Annotated in this window: 20 protein-coding genes; 9 read left to right on the forward strand and 11 right to left on the reverse strand. The window is 40.3% G+C overall.

Annotated features, from left to right (window positions below; genetic code table 11):
- Window positions 1-338, forward strand: a 338-nt coding sequence (locus L8106_RS32790) for a hypothetical protein (RefSeq protein WP_009783262.1), incomplete at its 5' end; no start/stop codon positions are given.
- Between the two features lie 178 nt (window positions 339-516).
- Here L8106_RS32790 and L8106_RS05680 read toward each other — a convergent pair.
- From L8106_RS05680 to L8106_RS05690, 3 genes are all read right to left on the reverse strand, one after another.
- Entirely contained in the window at window positions 517-981 is a 465-nt protein-coding gene (locus tag L8106_RS05680) for an EF-hand domain-containing protein (RefSeq protein ID WP_009783263.1), read from the reverse strand.
- Between the two features lie 264 nt (window positions 982-1245).
- The gene (locus L8106_RS05685) at window positions 1246-1464 is read right to left on the reverse strand and encodes a hypothetical protein (RefSeq protein WP_009783264.1); all 219 of its coding nucleotides are present in this window, start codon (window positions 1462-1464) and stop codon (window positions 1246-1248) included.
- Window positions 1465-1595: 131 nt separating this feature from the next.
- The gene (locus L8106_RS05690) at window positions 1596-3122 is read right to left on the reverse strand and encodes a DEAD/DEAH box helicase (RefSeq protein ID WP_009783265.1); all 1527 of its coding nucleotides are present in this window, start codon (window positions 3120-3122) and stop codon (window positions 1596-1598) included.
- Between the two features lie 79 nt (window positions 3123-3201).
- On the opposite strand from L8106_RS05690, the gene L8106_RS05695 reads away from it, so the two are divergent.
- The 3 genes from L8106_RS05695 to galT all read left to right on the forward strand — a co-directional run bounded on the left by L8106_RS05695 (window position 3202) and on the right by galT (window position 6828).
- Complete coding sequence (locus L8106_RS05695; protein WP_009783266.1) at window positions 3202-4521, forward strand: MFS transporter; 1320 nt, start codon at window positions 3202-3204, stop codon at window positions 4519-4521.
- A gap of 127 nt (window positions 4522-4648) precedes the next feature.
- Window positions 4649-5683, forward strand: coding sequence for a DUF2891 domain-containing protein (locus L8106_RS05700; RefSeq protein WP_009783267.1), 1035 nt, complete (start codon window positions 4649-4651; stop codon window positions 5681-5683).
- A gap of 77 nt (window positions 5684-5760) precedes the next feature.
- Window positions 5761-6828: a galactose-1-phosphate uridylyltransferase gene (galT, locus tag L8106_RS05705; protein WP_009783268.1), complete on the forward strand. Its 1068-nt coding sequence runs from the start codon at window positions 5761-5763 to the stop codon at window positions 6826-6828.
- A 110-nt stretch (window positions 6829-6938) separates the two neighbouring features.
- Here galT and msrA read toward each other — a convergent pair whose 3' ends face one another.
- Entirely contained in the window at window positions 6939-7607 is a 669-nt protein-coding gene (msrA, locus tag L8106_RS05710) for a peptide-methionine (S)-S-oxide reductase MsrA (protein ID WP_009783269.1), read from the reverse strand.
- 212 nt (window positions 7608-7819) lie between these two features.
- Here msrA and L8106_RS05715 point away from each other — a divergent pair, with 212 nt between their 5' ends.
- The gene (locus L8106_RS05715; RefSeq protein ID WP_009783270.1) at window positions 7820-9325 is read left to right on the forward strand and encodes a diguanylate cyclase domain-containing protein; all 1506 of its coding nucleotides are present in this window, start codon (window positions 7820-7822) and stop codon (window positions 9323-9325) included.
- Window positions 9326-9339: 14 nt separating this feature from the next.
- Here the strand turns inward: L8106_RS05715 and L8106_RS05720 are convergent, their stop codons facing one another.
- The 4 genes from L8106_RS05720 to L8106_RS05735 all read right to left on the reverse strand — a co-directional run bounded on the left by L8106_RS05720 (window position 9340) and on the right by L8106_RS05735 (window position 13109).
- Window positions 9340-10629 (reverse strand): bifunctional cobalt-precorrin-7 (C(5))-methyltransferase/cobalt-precorrin-6B (C(15))-methyltransferase, encoded by a 1290-nt coding sequence (locus L8106_RS05720; RefSeq protein ID WP_039895577.1) that lies wholly within the window; start codon window positions 10627-10629, stop codon window positions 9340-9342.
- 126 nt (window positions 10630-10755) lie between these two features.
- Entirely contained in the window at window positions 10756-11370 is a 615-nt protein-coding gene (locus tag L8106_RS05725; protein ID WP_009783272.1) for a cobalt-precorrin-8X methylmutase, read from the reverse strand.
- Between the two features lie 26 nt (window positions 11371-11396).
- Complete coding sequence (locus L8106_RS05730; RefSeq protein WP_009783273.1) at window positions 11397-12350, reverse strand: DNA cytosine methyltransferase; 954 nt, start codon at window positions 12348-12350, stop codon at window positions 11397-11399.
- A 21-nt stretch (window positions 12351-12371) separates the two neighbouring features.
- Window positions 12372-13109: a DUF1868 domain-containing protein gene (locus L8106_RS05735; RefSeq protein WP_009783274.1), complete on the reverse strand. Its 738-nt coding sequence runs from the start codon at window positions 13107-13109 to the stop codon at window positions 12372-12374.
- A 75-nt stretch (window positions 13110-13184) separates the two neighbouring features.
- Between L8106_RS05735 and holA the strand changes: the two genes are divergently transcribed.
- The 3 genes from holA to L8106_RS05750 all read left to right on the forward strand — a co-directional run bounded on the left by holA (window position 13185) and on the right by L8106_RS05750 (window position 15928).
- Window positions 13185-14180, forward strand: a complete 996-nt coding sequence (gene holA / locus L8106_RS05740; RefSeq protein WP_009783275.1) for a DNA polymerase III subunit delta — start codon at window positions 13185-13187, stop codon at window positions 14178-14180.
- Window positions 14181-14307: 127 nt separating this feature from the next.
- A complete protein-coding gene (locus L8106_RS05745) occupies window positions 14308-15336 on the forward strand; it encodes a hypothetical protein (RefSeq protein WP_009783276.1) in 1029 nt (342 codons plus the stop codon).
- A 7-nt stretch (window positions 15337-15343) separates the two neighbouring features.
- Window positions 15344-15928, forward strand: a complete 585-nt coding sequence (locus L8106_RS05750; protein ID WP_009783277.1) for a DUF99 family protein — start codon at window positions 15344-15346, stop codon at window positions 15926-15928.
- Between the two features lie 18 nt (window positions 15929-15946).
- On the opposite strand, the gene L8106_RS05755 is transcribed toward L8106_RS05750, so the two are convergent.
- The 3 genes from L8106_RS05755 to L8106_RS05765 all read right to left on the reverse strand — a co-directional run bounded on the left by L8106_RS05755 (window position 15947) and on the right by L8106_RS05765 (window position 18581).
- A complete protein-coding gene (locus tag L8106_RS05755; RefSeq protein WP_009783278.1) occupies window positions 15947-16240 on the reverse strand; it encodes a hypothetical protein in 294 nt (97 codons plus the stop codon).
- A gap of 169 nt (window positions 16241-16409) precedes the next feature.
- Window positions 16410-17534 carry a cupin-like domain-containing protein gene (locus L8106_RS05760; RefSeq protein WP_009783279.1) on the reverse strand — a complete coding sequence of 375 codons (1125 nt, stop codon included), beginning with the start codon at window positions 17532-17534 and terminating at the stop codon, window positions 16410-16412.
- Between the two features lie 186 nt (window positions 17535-17720).
- The gene (locus tag L8106_RS05765) at window positions 17721-18581 is read right to left on the reverse strand and encodes a sugar kinase (protein WP_009783280.1); all 861 of its coding nucleotides are present in this window, start codon (window positions 18579-18581) and stop codon (window positions 17721-17723) included.
- A gap of 124 nt (window positions 18582-18705) precedes the next feature.
- On the opposite strand from L8106_RS05765, the gene rsmI reads away from it, so the two are divergent.
- A complete protein-coding gene (gene rsmI, locus L8106_RS05770; protein ID WP_009783281.1) occupies window positions 18706-19563 on the forward strand; it encodes a 16S rRNA (cytidine(1402)-2'-O)-methyltransferase in 858 nt (285 codons plus the stop codon).
- The last annotated feature ends 4 nt before the right edge of the window (window positions 19564-19567 follow it).

Below are 19567 nucleotides of genomic sequence, written 5' to 3' on the forward strand. Positions count from 1 at the left end.
AAGCACTGTTAGAATCTGAAAAAATTGAGTACGAAAAGTTTAATGGCCCGATTCGTTCTCGCGGAGAATTTTTTCAATTGGTGATTGGAGACGAAATGTTTAGTTGGTTGCGTCCCTTTTCTCAATTAATCGCTCAAATCGATGAAGTGATGGCGGCGAAAGATGAGCCAGTCACCCTACAACAAGTTAATCATCTCTTAGAAGAAGCTCAAATTTTGCTTCGCCCTTCTGAAAACGGAAACCTTCGAGAAAAGCGCTATTTTGAAGCAATTCAACGCGATCCTGATATTGCGTTTATGCACGCTGAATTATCTCAAATTCTCGCCTCTAGAAATTAATTTATTGATTTCTTTATTCATTTTAAGGCTTGATTAGTTTTGGGTAAATTTGAATCAATATATAGTCAGCCAACCCAAGCAAATGTTCAAGCAATGTATTGAGTTGGCTAGGGGAATCTGAGTTCTTCGTTAATTCAATAAAAAATACTCTCGAACCCAGATAAACTGATCAGACAAACTATTGGAAACCAAACTGGATAATGGCTCCTAAAAATTCATAAAAGGTAACTTGTTCATCTCCATTTTCATCAGCTTGCTGTAAAATGATTTTGAGTTCCTCTGTCTCCACAGGTATATACAACTGATTAGCAATTTTTAATGCTTCCTGAAATGAAAGTAAACCGTCGCCATCTGTATCAAATTCTCGAAATTTTTTGAGAATATTATAATCTGGCTCTATTGCCATCAAAAATTCTTCAAACTCAATACAGCCATCTTGATTCGCATCAAGGTGTTTAAACTGCTTGATTAGCTTTTCTTTCTCTTGCTCTAGCAGATATTGCAAATATTCCTCTAGCACGATTTGACCATCGTGATTGCTATCAATTTGAGCAAAGGATTGTTTGAGTTGTTCTAATTTCTCAGGAGAAAGTAGCTCTTTTGCCGCCTCTGATACCTCAAATCCAAAACCTTCAGAATTCATTCTTCCTATTTGTTCAACTGACTATTTCCTTACAGGTAAGGAGTTTATCACAAACATTCCTCAATTCTCTGAGTTAACCCAATATCATCTGCTTTGTGGGATTTCACTTTCCTTCCTCCGAGTGGGTTCAGGGGGTTCGCCTGAGTTTCCCTTTCCTCCGTCATCTAGAAGCCAGGGAACCGCCCGACAGAGTAATTCTCGATTTAGACATCACCCGTGCTTGCTGTACGGTTAATCCGTGTCTTAGATGGCATTGGGGTGAGATTACTCTAGATGATCTTTATATAAAGTTTGCAACATTTTTTTTAGTTGATCTTCTGGACAATAATCAATTAAGGAATCAAAAGCTTCTACTAATTTTGCAGCAGTTTCTCCTAAAGTTGGACTCATATCCCAAACATCCTGAACCCACTCGGAGGAAGACTCATCATAAAAAATTAAACGTTCAAGTTGTTGTTTTGCTTCTTGTTTTGAGATAGACATTGATTTTCAGTTGACGATAACAATCTTGCTAATTTTGGAGAGAGTGAGATTCAACCTAGAGTTTAATATTAAATATTATCTTATCGCATCAAGCTTCAAAACACAAGAAAACTGATCAACTCTTTCAAGATTTATTCTTCTTCCTTATTTCCAGATGATTTGGGATGATCTTCTCCCCACTTTCCAGAAGATTCCGCAGCTCGTTTTGTCGGTTGGGGTTTTGTTCCATATTTTAGCAGTTCTAACTGTTGAGGTTGGGATTGAGATTTATTCTGATCGGCTGAATACTTGTTCTGACCTTTTCGCCGTTGTGATGTTCGTTCTTCGGCTGTATTTTCTGTGACAACTTCATACAAAACTGCCTGTTTATTAGCTTGACTTCCCTTTCGCAAAACCCGCCCTAAACGTTGAATATATTCTCGCTCAGAAGCCGTTCCAGATAAAATAATTGCAATCCGAGCGTCAGGAACATCAACCCCTTCATTCAACACATGAGAAGCCACCAAAGTTTTATATTCCCCTTGGCGAAATTTAGATAAAATTTGATGACGTTCTTTCACCGGAGTTTGATGAGTAATTGCTGGAATTAAAAAATCCCGAGAAATACGATAAACTGTAGCGTTATCACCTGTAAAAATCAAGATGCGTTCAGGATAATGCTGAGAAAGTAAATTCGTTAATACTCGCAGTTTTCCTTCTGTACAAAGTGCAATTTCTTTCGCTTGACGATGGGCTAACATCGCCCGTCTTCCCGTTGGAGATCGCGAACTAATCATCACAAAATTTTTCCAGCCTTCTAAACTCGCCAATCTAATCTTGTTGTCTTTGAGGAAATCATTTCTAATCTTGATTTTATCCTGATAAACCTTCTGTTCTTGTTGAGAAAGGCTCACAAAAATCTGCACATTTTTATGTTCAGCCAATGCAACTCCAGCAAGTTGTTCCGGTGTTTTACTATAAACATTAGGCCCAATTAAATAATGTAAATCACTATGTTTTCCATCCGAACGATCTGGAGTCGCCGTTAAACCCAAACGATAAGGAGCAATTGCATATTCAGCAATAACACGATAAAAATCCGTGGGTAAATGATGACATTCATCAAACACTAACAACCCATATTTATTCCCAATCGTCTCAGCATGAATCGTTGCACTATCATAAGTTGCAACTAAAATCGGAGTTTTATCTCGTGAACCTCCCCCTAATAAACCAATCTCCAAATCCGGAAAAGCCGCCTTTAAATGAGCATACCATTGGTGCATCAAATCCAAAGTCGGAACAACAATTAAAGTGCTGTTTGATGTCGCTTGCATCGCCATTTGAGCAAGATAAGTTTTTCCCGAAGCCGTCGGTAAAATCACTACTCCTTGACTTTGAGTTTGTCGCCATGCTGTTAAAGCTTCCTGTTGATGAGCATAGGGTTTCATCTCCACACTCGGAACAAATTCTACAGATTTAAAATCTTCCGCATGATCAACAAAATTGACATTTTCAGCTTGTAATGATTTGATTAAAGAAAGATAATAAATTGCCGGAATGCGAAACTTTTCTACCCGATCATCCCAAGTTGCAAAGTCAATCCAGGCTTTTCCTTTCGGAGGAGGATGCAAAATCAGAGTACCGCGATCAAAGGATAAAATTGGAGTACGAGGCATAAGGTTTATTGCTATCAGTTAAGGGTGGAGTAATCTGTGACTCAAACATCTATTTTAATGATTAACACTAAATTTAACGATGTCTAACAATCAAAAGCAAATTTTCGGCTGGCTGATGTATGACTGGGCAAATTCTGCCTATATCACCACTGTTGTTGTGGCTGTGTTACCCGCCTATTTCGCTGCTGTTGTCGTGCCGAAAGGTGGTGTTAGCTTTGCTGGAACCATTTATAGTGCAACCACAATTTGGGGATTTCTAATTAGTTTATCAGCTTTTATTGTTTTTTTAATAGCTCCGGTGATGGGAGCGATTTCAGACTTCTCCGCTTCTAAAAAGAAGTTTCTCATGGCATTTTGCTATACTGGGAGTTTTGCGACTTGTTTATTATTCTTTTCACAAGCCGGAGATTTAGTTCAGACTATCATTTTACTTCTCATTGCTCAAGTCGGTTTTGTGAGTGCTAACATTTTTTATGATGCTTTCCTACCCAGTCTAGCTTCAGAAGATCAAATAGATTGGATTTCAGGGAAAGGATTTGCTTATGGTTATATCGGAGGAGGTTTACAATTTGCCCTTTCACTCGGGTTAATTGCGGGACATCAAGCTTTAGGAATTTCTGCTGAACTAGCGGCTAGATTAGCGATTTTAATGGCGGGATTATGGTGGGGTGGCTTTTCAATTTTCACGTTTTTGTACATCAAAGAAGCCCCAACGCTGGAGACATTACCTGTAGAATATCGTCATCTTCCCTCTGGAATTGCTTATCTAAAAGTTGGAATTATTAGAACTGTTATTACCCTCAGAAAACTGCAAAATTTCAAGCAGTTATTATCTTTTTTAATTGCCTACATGATTTACAATAATGGAATTCAAACCGTTGTTGTTATGGCAACAATTTATGGAACTGAAGAATTAAAATTTTCCACCAATGTTTTGATGATTACCTTATTAGTGATTCAGTTTGTTAGTGTGGGCGGTGCATTAGCATTTAGTAAGTTAGCCGAGAAAATATCCGCTAAAAAAGCCTTAATGGTGAGTTTGGTTGGTTGGTCATTTGTGGTGATTTATGCTTACTTTTTAACCACCCCAACTGAATATTTTATTTTAGGAGGAATTGTCGGATTAGTTCAAGGCGGATCTCAATCTCTCAGTCGTTCTTTTTATGGTTCAATTATTCCCGTTCATGCGGCGGCTGAATTTTATGGATTTTACTCAGTTTTTAATAAAGGATCAGCAATTATTGGGCCATTAGTTTTTGCGTTAATTCGTCAAATGACAGGAACCGCCCGCACTTCTATTCTCTCCTTAATTATTTTCTTTATTGTGGGTTTAATCATTTTAGCAGGTGTTAATGTCGAACAAGCCAAAGCCGCAAAAGCAGCCAGTCCTTTAAATTAAGTAAATTTAGAGTTTATCTTTGAAAAGAAGTGTGACAATTACTGATAATTTGAAAATTTTAGGTTAGGATTTAAACTTATATCCTCTCATCTTTTGTTTCTCAGTTCAAGTTACCCTATTTTCTGCTGTGAAACCCGATCAACTTGACCTCAAAATAGCGAATCAATTTGCTCAGTTTGCTTTGGGATGTGTCTTACGAGAATATCCACACGTTCAATTATATTGGTTAGACAATGATGAAGATTTTATTCCTCATCGTCAACTCACTCCAGCCTTTTATGGATGCTTAGACTGGCATTCCGCCGTTCATAATCATTGGATGCTTGTGCGATTAATCCGTTTATTTCCTGATGCTTCATTTAATCCAACAGCCCGAGAAGCAATTGCTCAAAATATTACCTCTGAACAGATTAACACCGAAGTTAACCATTTACAATCTCAACCTCGGTTTGAATGTCCTTACGGTTTAGTATGGCTTTTACAACTCACCAGTGAATTAAGAGAATGGCAAGATATTCAAGGCAAAAAATGGCTCGAAATTCTCCAACCCTTAGAAACCGTTGCTGTCCAAAATCTACAAAAATGGTGGCAAAATTTATCCTACCCTAACCGTACAGGTAGCCATTCTCAAACCGCATTTGCTTTCGGTTTAATTTGGGATTGGGCAAGCGCTCATCACCCCAGTTTAATCCCAGAAATTGAGCAAAAAATCCGTCAATTTTATCTCAATGATTGTAATCATCCTCTGCATTTAGAACCCTGGGGATATGATTTTCTGTCACCAACATTAGCCGAAGCCGACTTAATGCGACGCCTTCTTTCTCACGACACTTTTGCCGCTTGGTTAAGTCAGTTTTTACCTAAACTTCCCACCGACAAACAAACCGATTGGTTGCAGCCTATTTCTGTAGAAAATCCCCACGATTATGCCCAATCTCATTTTGATGGTTTAAACTTAAGTCGGGCTTGGATGCTAGAAGGTATTATTTCAAAATTACCGAGTTCTGACGCTCGTATACCCGCCCTAGAAGCCGTTGCCTGGGTGCATCGAGAAACAGGTTTAAACTTAGTCTCTGCGGTTGACTACAGTGGAAGTCATTGGTTAGGCAGTTTTGCGATTTACCTGACGACAAAGCGAGGATTACCGATGCACAATCATTAAGATTTTCTCAGAATTCTGAAACTGAAGCATGATTGCAGAATTCTAGTTTAATAACTTTTCTTTCTCTATCTAATTTTATGACTGAGTTAAGACAAAATTTGATTACAAGAGATTGGGTAATTATTGCCACTGAACGAGCAAAACGCCCCCATGAATTTACTCAAAATGAAATTCCCACTCTTAAAATTCCTGTGTATCGTTCTGATTGTCCGTTTTGTTTGGGTAACGAACATCTAACCGGAACCCCTGAATCTTTGCGACTGTGTGAAGGCGTAGGAAGTGATTGGAAAGTACGAGTTGTGGGTAATAAATATCCCGCTTTATCTCAAACTGGAGAACGAATTAGAAATATTGACGGTATTTTTCGCTCCTTATCGGGTGTCGGTTTTCACGAAGTCATTATTGAACATTCTCGCCATGATTTAACCACCGCTTTGATGAGTATTGAAGACATTTCAAGCATTCTTCGAGTTTACCGAAAAAGATACTCAGATTTACGTCAAGATTCTCGAATTGAAACCATTGTAATTTTTAAGAATCATGGACGAGGAGCAGGTACATCTCTTGAACATCCTCACTCTCAAATTGCTGCTTTACCGATTGTACCTTATCAATGGCGCGATCGCACTCAAGAAGCCATTCGCTATTATGATGATACTGGAGAATGTATTTTTTGTCATACTTTACAAGAGGAACTAAACACCCAAGAACGGATTGTTTTCGAGAGTAAATATTTTGTCGCCTTTATTCCCTATGCGGCTCTTTCTCCCTTTCATATTTGGATTTTTCCCCGTCGTCATTCTTCCTCTTTTGATGAGATTACCAATGGAGAAATTACCGATTTATCTCTGACTCTAAAAGTCGTTTTAGCAAAACTTTATTATGGGTTACAAAATCCAGATTATAACTATACGATTCGCTCTATTCCAACTTCTGATAAATATGCAGAATATTTTCATTGGTATATTGCTGTTGTGCCACGAGTTTCGCTATCAGCCGGGTTTGAGTTAGGCAGTGGAATGTATATTAATACCGCTTTACCTGAAGAAAGTGCAGAATTTTTGCGAACCGTTACGATTCCCCATGATGAAAATTCTGATGATGATGATTTCAATAATGATAATTTAGTTTATCTGCGACATTAACTCCTGCAAAAATAGGTGATTTAATCATTCATTCCTAACAATAAAGGCGGGTTTATTAAAGTTGTCTGTGAAAAACATACATTTTGACAAAACCCGCCCCAATGAAATAGTTAACTCTCTACAGAAAACGCAGCCGTTGATTCTGGTAACTGAACTTTTGTTCCACCCAAACCACAATATCCATTCGGATTTTTTGCCAAGTATTGCTGATGATAACTTTCAGCAAAATACAACTCAGGCGCTTCGATAATCTCAGTGGTAATTTCTCCGTATCCTGCCTTAGAAAGCTCCTGCTGATAGGCATCCCGTGAGGCTTCCGCAGCGCTTTGTTGCTTGTCAGAATAGACATAAATTCCAGAGCGATACTGAGTTCCGACATCATTGCCTTGACGCATTCCTTGAGTCGGATTATGGCTTTCCCAGAACACTTTCAGCAACTTTTCAAAACTGATCACATTCGGATCATAAACCACCAACACCACCTCATTATGACCCGTTAAACCTGTACAAACCTCTTGGTAAGTTGGGTTAGGTGTATATCCAGCCGCATAACCGACAGCCGTGATAAAAATCCCCGGTTGCTGCCAAAATTTGCGTTCAGCGCCCCAGAAGCAACCCATCCCAAACATTGCCTTTTCCATGTTTTCGGGATAGGGAGGTTGTAGAGGTTTGCCATTGACGAAGTGATTTTCCGGTGCTGGCATTGGTTGCGAACGTCCTGGTAGAGCCTCTTCTGGCTTCGGAATCGCCACTTTTTTGTTAAATCCAAATAGTCCCATAAGTTTTAACTCAGTGTTTGAATGATATCTTAACCTTACTTAACATTGTAGAGAAAATCGCAGCCATGATCATCCGTCAATGGTAAAGTGGGCAAAATTCATCAAACTGAGTGAGCAAGCTGTTAATATTCTGTTTTGTGGCAAGAAAACGAGATTGTTTGAGAAAATATCAATAATAGAGCTTTACTGTTTAGTATAAATTTAACACAAATATGTCTGAGTTTTCAGCAAATATTTTGATCATTGATGATCATCTTAATAATCTCCGAATGCTATCTACTTTACTCCGCCAGAGAGGATATCAAGTTAGAAATGCCCGCAGCGGGTCTATCGCATTAGAAACCGTTAAAGTTAGTTTACCCGATCTCATTCTTTTAGATATCAAAATGCCTGATATGAGCGGCTATGAGGTTTGTCGTCAACTCAAAGCTAGTCCCGAAACTTGTGAAATTCCTGTGATTTTTATTAGTGCGCTTGAAACCACTTTTGATAAAGTAAAAAGCTTTAAAGTCGGAGGAAATGACTATATTACTAAACCTTTTCAAGCGGATGAAGTGCTAGCACGAGTAGAAAATCAATTGACAATTCAGCGACAAAAAAAACTTTTACTCAAACAAAATCAACAGCTTAAACAAGAAATTCGCGATCGCCAAAAAGCAGAAGCAGAAATTCAGCTTTTACTAAAAATTACTCTAGCAGTCAGTGAAACCTGGGATTTTGAAACCGCTTTGGAAGTGACATTGTGTGAAGTTTGTCAAGCAATTGATTGGGACTATGGAGAGGCTTGGATTCCGAAAGATTCTGTCATTGTTTACAAAGCCAGTCAAATTCAATGTTGTACAGATGAGTTAATCCAAGAATTTCAAAGTTACAGTATGAAGTTAGAGTTTGCTTTGAATATGGGATTAGTTGGGCGGGTATGGTTCTCTCAAAAATCTGAGTGGATTGAGGATATTTCCTTAGAATCTGAGGAAATATTTGTTCGCTTTCAGATGGCTAAAAAAATGGGATTAAAAGCAGCTTTTGCAGTACCGATGATATTGAGTAACAATGTTTTAGCCGTGTTGGTCTTTTTTAAAAAAGAGGCAATATTAGCCAATCCTCATATCATCAAACTGGTGAGTGGAGTGGCGGCGCAACTGGGGGCTTTAGTTCTACATAAAAAAGCAGAAGAAGCCTTACGAACGGCTTATATAGAATTAGAACGTTTAGCTAAAATTGATGGTCTGACTCAAATTGCTAATCGTCGTTATTTTGATGAATATTTAGAGCGAGAATGGAAACGACTTGCTCGTGAAAAACAATTTTTATCCCTGATTTTATGTGATGTCGATTGTTTCAAACTTTATAATGATTTTTATGGACATCCATCCGGCGATTATTGTTTAAAAGAAATTGCTCAAGCGATTTCTCGAACAGCAAGGCGCCCGGCGGATTTAGTCGCTCGTTATGGCGGCGAAGAATTTGTGATTGTTTTACCCAATACTACATTAATTGGAGGTTTAAAAGTTGCAAATTTAATCCGCCAAGAAGTTAAAAAGCTCAAAATTCTTCATGCCAAATCTATTGTAGATTCTTCTGTAACCGTGAGTTTAGGAGTTTCAACTACCATTCCTCATCTAGAACTTTCCCCTAAAACTTTAATTCGAGTTGCTGATGAAGCTCTTTATAAAGCTAAAAATAAAGGTCGTAATTGTGCGGTTGCAACATCATTATAAAACACCATAAATATTTAAAGATTAGGAACATGATCAATGGTGATAATAGTCACCGGATTTAAAGGAGAAAATCGGGTTAAATTACTAATCGGAACTGAACGGGATAACTGAACTTGTAACAACTGATAGCGCCAAGTGGGTTCAACTCTAATTCGTTCTTCTAACCAACTGAGTGCTAAATTCAAATGTTCTAATGTCGCCAAAGCTAAGACAATGACTCCTCCTGAAATTAGTCGTAGACTCGCTAACCCTAAAATTTCCTCTAAGTTTCCTCCACTTCCACCAATAAAAATCCGGTGAGGAGCGCGTAAACGATGCAAAATAGCAGGTGCTTCCCCGTGAATTGAAATCACATTATGAGTCTTAAATCGTTCTCTATTCTGCTCAATTAACGCTGTTCCTGCGGCTGTTTTTTCCACTGCATATAACGTAGAACTCGGAAATAAACGCGCAATTTCTATCGAAACTGAACCCGTTCCTGCCCCAATATCCCAAATAATTTGCTCGGGTTGTAATGCTAATTCTCCTAAAATTAATGTTCTCACTTCTCGTTTTGTCATTAGCCCAGGGCGATCGCTAAAACTACAAAACAAAGAGTCTGGTATTCCTAAAAAGGGAACTTGAGATAAATCTAAACTCCGAGAAACATGAGACTCTCTTAACAAAACAACCACATTTAACGGCGCAAATTTCTGAGTTGAAATATCTGCAACTGACCAGTGTTGAACTCGCTCATCTGATCCCCCTAAATTTTCACAAACCCAAAACTGATAAGCGGTTGCTAAATCCAGAGAATAGAGTAGACAAGCGATCGCATTTGGGGTATGATAAGTGGTATCAGTTAGTATGGCAATTTTTTCTGCACCTTGTTGAAGGGCTTGAGTCAGTTGATCAAAAGAACGTCCATGTGTACTAATAATCTGAGCATCTTGCCAAGGAACTTTTACCCGATTAAATGCTAGTTGAATTGAACTTATATGAGGATGAAAGGTCAATTGTTCGGGGGGAAATTTTGCTAATAATAACCGTCCTAACCCAAAAAATAACGGATCACCAGACACCAACACAACAACAATGGGATCAATATCCGGCGTATTTGTTTCAAAGGCGAGTAAATATTGCTTGATTTCAACTAAAGTTTCGGTCAAATCTTGTAGTATTATCCGAGATGCTCGATGATCTCTAAAATAACGAAGATGGCGATCACTTCCCACTAAAACTGTTGCTTGATCAACAATTTGTCGCACAGACTCGCTCAGTCCTGCTTCTCCATTTAAACCAATTCCAACCACCTGTATTGTCAATTTATCTCACTAGCCATCCGTTAGAATATCCGTTAAAAAAGCATAAACCCAAAATCACCAAACATCAACCCATCCGTTAGAATATCCGTTTACAAAAAGCATAAATCCAAAAAACCTAGCATTAACCTATCCGTTACAAAACGCCAACACCATTAAAGCATTTAAAATCGCCGCAGCAACAGGAGATCCGCCTTTTCGCCCTTCTATTCTAATTTGGGGAATCGAAGTTTGAGCGAGTACCTTTTTTGATTCTACAACAGAGACAAACCCCACAGGAACACCAATAATTAACGACGGTTTAACCAAACCTTGACTCACCTGTGAACATAACGATAATAAAGCAGTTGGCGCGTTACCAATGACAAAAATTCCATTCGGAAATTGTTCTGCAACTTTCAAGAGTCCTGTTTCGGTGCGGGTTTTTCCGGGAAGGGGGTTTGAGACGTGTTCAATGGCGCAAATCAGGGGATTTTTGAAGGTTTTGGCGATCATTCCGGCAATTCCTTGCTTGACCATGCTGACATCTGTAATAATAGGGGTACACTGAGCTATGCTGGCAATTCCCTGCTCTATTGCACCTGGACTAAAACGAATCAGTTGGGCGAGTTCAAAGTCTGCGGTAGCGTGAATGGCTCGACGAACGATCGCGTATTCGTTAGCAGTAAAGGAATGTTCGCCTATTTCACTATCAATAATTTCAAAAGATTTTTGAGTAATTATTCCATCGAGTTTTTCAACCATAGTTCAGTCAAATCTTAAGTTAGAGATTAAGTTAAATTGAGTGAGAGTTGCTGATAGTCACTTTCAGATTTAGATATTTCTAATTGACTGTTTTCTACTGACTCAATCATACATTTTCCCACAAATTCCGCTAATTTAACCGGAACAGCATTTCCAATCATTTGTTCGAGATCGGTTTTAGACCCCTCAAAAATAAACGTTTCGGGGAAAGTCTGAATATAGCTTCTTTCTAGAGTGGTTAACGGACGAAGATTTGGGGTAATTTCTACTGGATCTTTAGGATGTTTTTGATAGGTTTTCGGAATAGGACGGTTAACCCCTCTCACCGTTGGACTGGGTTCGTCAATACTAAAGATTCCTCGACGTTGATAACTTCTCGGATGTCGGTAATAATATTCGAGTCCGAGTTTATCACCCAAATAATCTCGAACCGTTGTGGGTTTTGAAGATAATTTAGATTCAAAATAACTCAATAAACGATTATCTTTTCCGTTGAGTTCACCCACCCAGAAAAACCGTTTTCTTTTTTGGGGAACCCCACACAAACTCGCATCAAACACTTTTTCAGTTAGTCCATAACCCGACTGTTCAAATAATGCTTTTGCTTGGCTGTATTGACGGCTTTTTTTAAATAACTCTACATTTTCCAGAATAAACCATTGGGGTTTAATTCTGGTAATAATATCAGAAAAGGCGAGAGTTAAGTCACCCCGTCCTAAATTTTCATCTCGTTTTCCCGCACTAGAAAAATCTTGACAAGGAGGCCCACCCACAATTACATTGGGAGAAAAAGGCTTGATTAAATCAACCGCAGTTTGAACCTCTTGAAGATTGCCAGAAAAAATGGGATGAGCGAAGTTTTTTTGATAAACTTTAATCGCACTTTCCCAATCATCAAAAGCGGCGACTATATTAAAGCCAGCCTGTTGTAAGCCGAGTGATAACCCTCCACACCCGGCAAATAAATCAACAACTCTCATCAGACTCAAATAGACAAACCTTCAAAACTCCAAAGCAGGCCAACTTTCCTCCCGATAATAGTTCGTCATATCATCAAATTTGCGAAGTTCAGCCCGTTTGATGACGAGTTCTTGCGGTGAGTCTATCCATTGATGATTAAAATCCGACAAAACCGTATTGAGATGATTCCGATCTAAATCCGATGGAATTGTCCCAAAATACCCAAACGTAATATGAGCGGTAAAATGGTATTGCTGTTCAATACCCAAAGCCCTAAAACTCGGGTTTTGATAAATAGCTCGCCGAAACTGTAAAATCTCCTCATAGGAAGCTTCATCTCGGGGTGCTAAACAAACACCAATCGCACGAGTCATCACAATCATTCCCAGAACTTGCCAACGAATCGGCTGATCGATTAAACTCGCTTGAAAAGCGGAAAAAGATTCAGCGATCGCCCCTTGTAACTTCTGTTCAAACTCAGGGTCTTGACAAGCATCCCGATAGGCATCATTCCAGATCAAATCAGCTAAAGTCAAGTGTAAGCTATCCGGTGGCACCGGCACCCACCATTGGGAATCAAATTTCTGACTCAGTTGTTGCTGACAAGTTTGCAGATCGTCATAAAAACTGCGATTGTCTGGATTATCAGGAGCCGGAGGTGTAATGATGGTATAACCAGGAAAAGGAACCGCTTGTCGTTGGCCGTCCGGAAGTGGTTTATACTTAGGAGACTCCTGAATGTGGTCTAACTGAGAATTATAAGTTTCTGGCAGCGTCATCCGCGCTACCCGATTCACGTAAACTTGGTAAGTATCGTCCAATCTTTTTCGCCTCTTGTTCAGAAACCGTCACCAATGCCAGTTTACCTCTACTGGGGAGATGATGAATTTTCTCTTGCCAAAGCTGTAGATGCTCTGCGCGAGTCCATTCTCGATCCTAGCTGGTCTACATTCAATTTTGACAAAATTCTACCCGATTCGCAAAACTCTGTGATTTCTGGCCTCAACCAGGCCATGACCCCACCGTTTGGCTTGGGAAACCGTTTAGTCTGGTTGGTCAATACACCGATCACTCAACAGTGTTCTCAGGAGGTGTACCAGGAATTAGAACGAACCCTTGCTGTCATTCCAGAAACCACAACCCTGTTACTGACAACCCCGAACAAACCCGATGGCCGACTTAAATCGACCAAATTGCTGCAACGTCACGCCACCGTTAAAGAATTTTCGCGAATTTCGCCTTGGAAAACCGATCAACTCGAACAGCGAGTCAAACAAGTCGCCGCAGAAGTCGGAGTTAGACTAACCTCACCTGGAGTTGAACTGTTAGCCGAAGCTGTGGGCAACGATACGCAACAACTCTACAACGAATTGGAAAAACTGAAACTCTATGCCGGAAACGACTCCGAAGCGTTAAAACTCGAAGCGATCGCCACCTTAGTTCAGTCCAATACTCAAAACAGCCTCAAACTTGCCCAAGCAATTAAAGCCGGAAATACCAATCAGGCTTTAGAATTAATAGCAGCTTTGATCGATCACAACGAACCCTCGCTGAAAATTGTGGCTACATTAGTGGGTCAATTTCGGACTTGGTTATGGGTAAAATTGATGATTGATCGGCGAGTCAAAGATGAGCGAGAAATCGCCAAAGTCGCAGAAATTGGTAATCCTAAGCGCATCTATTTTCTGCGTCAAGAGGTACAATCACTTTCAGTTCGACAACTTCAACACACCTTACCGCTATTGTTAGAGTTAGAAACCCAACTCAAACGCGGTGCTGATGAAATCTCATCCTTACAAACCCATGTAATCGCCCTCTGTAACCTCTTTCAATCTCCAAGCAGAAGTTAAACACTGGGATCGTTGAGACGTTTGCCAGCGGGTTCGACCCCTTGAGTGTCTTGCCAAATTAGGTTACACAGCTTACAAAAACAGATAGTATCATTAAATTGCCAGTTACCCCAACACAGGGATAGCCATGCCAGACGAAAACCAACGCGACCTCCCTAAACAACTCGCTAGACAAGGTGATCCCAAAGCGATCGCCACGGCGATCAACCATTCCCTGAAACCGAAAGGCATTAGCGCCGATGTCATGCGGGAGAATGACTGTCTTCATGTCATGCTTGAAGGCGAACAAGTCCCCAATCATCAAAAAGCCTTAGTCAGCTTTATTGAGAACGGGATGAAAAAGCTGGACATTGACTCTGTACATACCGTCAAAATTTACGGGCGAGAATTTGGGGATGACATACCCGCATGGGAAGATGAAATTATTCTCAAAGACTTTCCCCAAAAATCATTGGACTTTGAGGAAGAATTGATTCCTCCTGTACCACAGCTTGAAATTGATCAGGATGAGGAGGACTATTTGAACGAAGATGATATTCCAGAAGAAGTGCTTCCCGAAGACGTGATCGTTTCTGATCCGGAGGCTGAAGACTATGATTTTGATGATGAAAGTATTGACGATGAAGACATTGATGACGATATCGGGGCGAACTACAACCCGGAAGAAGACGACGACTTAGACGACGACTTAGAAGCAGAAACCCAACAAGCCCAGCCAGACAATAAGGGTAAAATACTGCTGTTTGTCGGACTGCTGATTTTGTTGGCGATCGCTGCCGTTGCAGGTTTACACTTGAGTGGGATTTATCCCCTTCCCTTCCTTAGTGGCGGAGATTCTGAGTCTGAAGAAGTCGAAACCTTAACCCCAGAGGAGACAACCCCCGAGACTTCTGAACCCCCTCCCACCGCAGAAACCCCTGCTGCTGATCCTTGGACGGAAGCCGTTCGCAGTGCGATTAATGCTGCTAACCTAGCTCAAACTGCTCAATCTCGAACCGAGTGGGAGAATGTCGCTAGCCAATGGAGACAAGCTGTGGAACTGATGGGACAAGTTCCCGAGTCCAGTCCCAACTATCAAACCGCTCAACAAAAGGTGACAGAATACGAAGCAAACCGTCAAGTCGCGCTTCAACGTGCCGCAGGTGCGCCCAACTAGGGAGACAATGAATCTCGAATCTCTGCTGAAACTCAATCGTGTTATTCGAGTGATTGGCTTTGATGATGCCACCTTTGAGCGCCATAGCGGTGAACCTGTCTCCGTTGCAGGTGTCGTTTGTGGGGGAACTCGCTTTGAGGGTATGGTTTGGGGACAAGTGCAACCGGATGGGTGGGATGCGACAGACACCCTTTGTGACTTACTGATTGGCGGTAAGTTTTTAGATCAGTTGCACCTGGTTTTAATTGATGGGATTGGTTTTGGAGGGTTTAATTTAATCGATTTACCGGAGTTGGCGAGTCGATTAGAAAGACCTTGTGTTGCCGTGATGCGTCGTCCCCCCAATTTAAGCAAGATAGAACAGGCGCTACGACGTTTACCCGATGCGGAAAAACGATGGCAAATTTTGCGCCGTGCAGGTCAAATTCATGCTTATCCGCCCTTTTTTTTTCAGGTTTGCGGTGAAGAACCGTTGGTGATCGCTCAAGCTTTAGAGCGGTTGACAGATTGTGGTAAAGTTCCAGAAGCTTTGCGTTTGGCTCATTTAATTGGTGCGGCTGTGATCACAGGAGAAAGCGGCAGCCAAGCTTAATGGAATTAGAGCAAAAACTTATCCTTTTTGAATAGGCAAATAATTCCGCACATATTTCCAGTGGTGATCTCCGCAATTGGCTTTCAAAAGATCTCGGGTTTTCAGACCAATTATTAATTCTCCTTCTGGGGTATAAGAAAAGTCTTCGCCTGCTTGAATGCCGTTATTCGGGGTTTGGTTGAGGAGATTGAGAGTTTCCGCAACACAAGCCAGGGAATGATGTTCCTGTATCCAGTCGCATGGGTCAGGAATATCATTGGGTGGGGATTTGTACTCGTCGGTATTATTTTTGTGAGAAGATGGTGAAAACATTGCGATTATCAACCTCAGATCTGCAACATGGCTTGCAGTTGACCATAAGACATCTATTAATCATCATGGCTAAAATCTGATCAAATCATCCGTGACTTAAAGCCCCCTTCTGTCTTGATCTGAGCTGAATATTTTACTGATCGAGATCACAACTGTTAGGGGGTTTCAACTAAGTTCGACCAAAGGTAGGATTTTGCCAGTGGTAATAATTAGGAAAAACAAAATTGGTGAATGATACGGAAATACTTACATCTAATGCTCTGACATGATGCCACCAACCGACCGGAATAAAAATCACTTCTCCGGGTTTTAAAATCAGTTCAATGGGTTTAATATTTTGGTAGAGAGGATATTTCTTAAAGTCGGGATTTTCGGGATCAACTTGACTAAACACACCCAGATGATTGTAGAGAAAGGGAGTTTGACGAGGGGGAATCAATAAAATCCGTTTTCGACCCAACACTTGAGCTAACATTAAATTAACGGGATCGTGATGTAATGGGGTAATCGTTCCGGCTGAACCAAACCAGAAAAAGACTCGTCGTGAAGTGTCTTTGGGGTTGAGATATTCAGGGAAAACTTCGAGATCATTCATTAACCCTTTGAGGTCTTCTCGGTCTAAATTTTGGTTATTAGCAACCATATAACAATCATTACTTTCTCCTTTCTCGACTATCCAATCGATATAATCTTTAAGTAACACTTTTTGCCGATGTTTTTCGACATTCAGTTCATACTCAGGATCACTATTGCGATTGCCTTGAACTTCTACTGTTGCCGTGCCATAATGTTGTTTGAGATACTTGGGATTCCAGAGGTTTAAGGCTTTCCAGTTGTTCATTATTCCTGTCAAAACTACAGGTTTGTTTTGAGAATAAAACCCATCTAAAAATTCACTTCTAGAAAGACTCACTCGACGTTCAACGGTTTCAGCTTGACTGGAAAGCATCGAGAGTTGCTGCTGAATTTGCAGAATAGACTCTAATTTTCGCAACTGTTGAACAAATTGATCTCCGGCTTGATAATAAGGATGATTTGAGGCTTGCGCGACTTCTTCGAGGGCTAACTTCACATCAACTCCCTGTTCCACCATCTGCTTCACTAAAGCCTCATCGGGTTGATTTAATAACTTATTAATCATCACCCAGGTTTTCCAAGAGTCAGACACTTGAGGCTGAGGTTCAGAGGGTAAATTTAATTGTTGTGCTAACCATTGAAGACTGACTTGTTGTTCATCTTCTAGGGTGATTTGCAACGGGGGGAGCGTAATTCGCAGCGGTTTAGAATCTGTCATTTTGGCTAAAAAATTATCAATTAAAAAAGGACTAACTGTATTAATTTACTGAATTTTAGTCTCATTATTTATCATTATTTTTCTATTTTGTCAATCTATTTTCAGTTCGGGTACAAATCATCTACTTTAGAGGTTACACCCAGAAGAACCCTTTGTGATCAACGGGGAAAAAATTTCACACTACTGCTAAGACGATTTTATCCATTGACGAGTTCCAAAAGATTGACAAGAACAAGCAGCAATTTCCGCCGCAGCTTTTAATGATTTCACAAAAGAACTTTGTAAAATAAAATGACAAAACGCCCCATGAAAGACATCACCTGCCCCGAGCGTATCCACCGCCTGAATTGACGGAATTTCAATTTCACCCTCTCGGTTGGGGCTACGATACTGAATGGGTTGATTTCCTTGGGTGCGGGCAATAAACAAAATATCCAGATCATAGAGATAGGCAAAAACATCAGCCGCAGTTTGACAATTAGGAGGATAAAAATTTGCCGAACAAATGGCATAATCAGCATAGGGTAAAACCATTTCAAACCCCGGTTTCCAACTGCCCCCATCAATAACAACGGGGATTTCCTGTTCTCGGGCGAGTTTGGCAATGTGTTGACTGACTTCCATTTGATGCCCGTCAATCAAGACAATATCAATCCCATCTAAACAATTTTGAGGTAAACTCTCAACAGAGACTTGTGATTTGACGGCGTTGATCGAAACAACCGTGCGATCGCCTGTTTTTGGAGTCACTAAAATAGAAGAAACCGTTGGCGGTTCGCTGCGAGTGGGGTCTAAATCTGTTAAAATCACATTTTGTTGAGTTAAATCCGCTCGAATCAGTTCGCTCATCGGATGAGTTCCTAACACAGCGAAAAGTTGAGCTTGGTTTTCAAGAAAACTAAAGGTTACGGCTGCATTAGTTGCAGGCCCCCCTGCTGCTACCGTATAATCAGAAGCGACAACTTTTTGATTTTGAGCTGGATATTCACTGACCCCATAGAGAAAGTCTAGCGTCACTAATCCAACAAATAGTCCGTTGTAAGTCATATCAACACCCAGAAATATTTTCCCTATCTCAGTGTTTAGCACCTTTATTGAAATTTAGCTGTTTATGGGTTACTAATTGTCGTTAATTTAAAATTTTTGTCTGTCCTTTGCTCATTGGAAATGAATGGAAGTTAAACCAGGAACGCTGTATGTGGTGGGAACACCAATTGGTAATTTGGGTGATCTAACTTTTCGAGCGGTTCAAACCCTAAAAACGGTAGATTTGATCGCCGCAGAAGATACCCGACACACGGGTAAATTGTTACAACATTTTCAAATTCAAACTCCACAAATTAGTTACTATGAACACAATCAACATCGTCGCATTCCTGAAGTCTTAGAAAAGCTGCATCAGGGAAAAGCGATCGCTATTGTTACTGATGCGGGAATACCGGGAATTTCTGATCCAGGATATGAACTGGTAAAAGCTTGTATTGAAGCTGAAATTGCGGTGATTCCGATTCCGGGGGTGAGTGCTTGTTTGACAGCGTTGAGTGTTTCGGGTTTAGAAACGGATCGATTTGTATTTGAAGGATTTTTACCGACAAAAAACAAACTTCGACAGCAACGTTTGCAAGATTTGCGATCGCAATCTCATACTATTATTTTATATGAATCTCCTCATCGTTTACGACAAACTTTACAAGATTTAGCAGAAACTTTAGGAAGCGATCGCCAGATTGTATTCGGGAGAGAGTTAACCAAACTCCATGAAGAATTTTGGCGAGGAAGCCTAGAGGAAGCCATCAAGCATTATGAAAATCGTGAACCCAAAGGTGAATATACTCTCGTTGTAGCAGGAAAAATTCAAGAAACGCCACAACTGTCAGAAGGTGCAATTAAAGCCGAAATAGAGGCGTTACTTCGTCAGGGATTAACGCGATCGCAAGCTAGCCGTCAACTCGCTCAAAATATCTCCCTTCCCCGTCGTGAAATTTACCAACTCGCACTCACTTTAGAAGAAGAAAATACTGAGTTATAGGTTA

Origin of the sequence: Lyngbya sp. PCC 8106 (genome assembly GCF_000169095.1) — a bacterium.
In the GTDB taxonomy this organism is placed as follows: domain Bacteria; phylum Cyanobacteriota; class Cyanobacteriia; order Cyanobacteriales; family Microcoleaceae; genus Capilliphycus.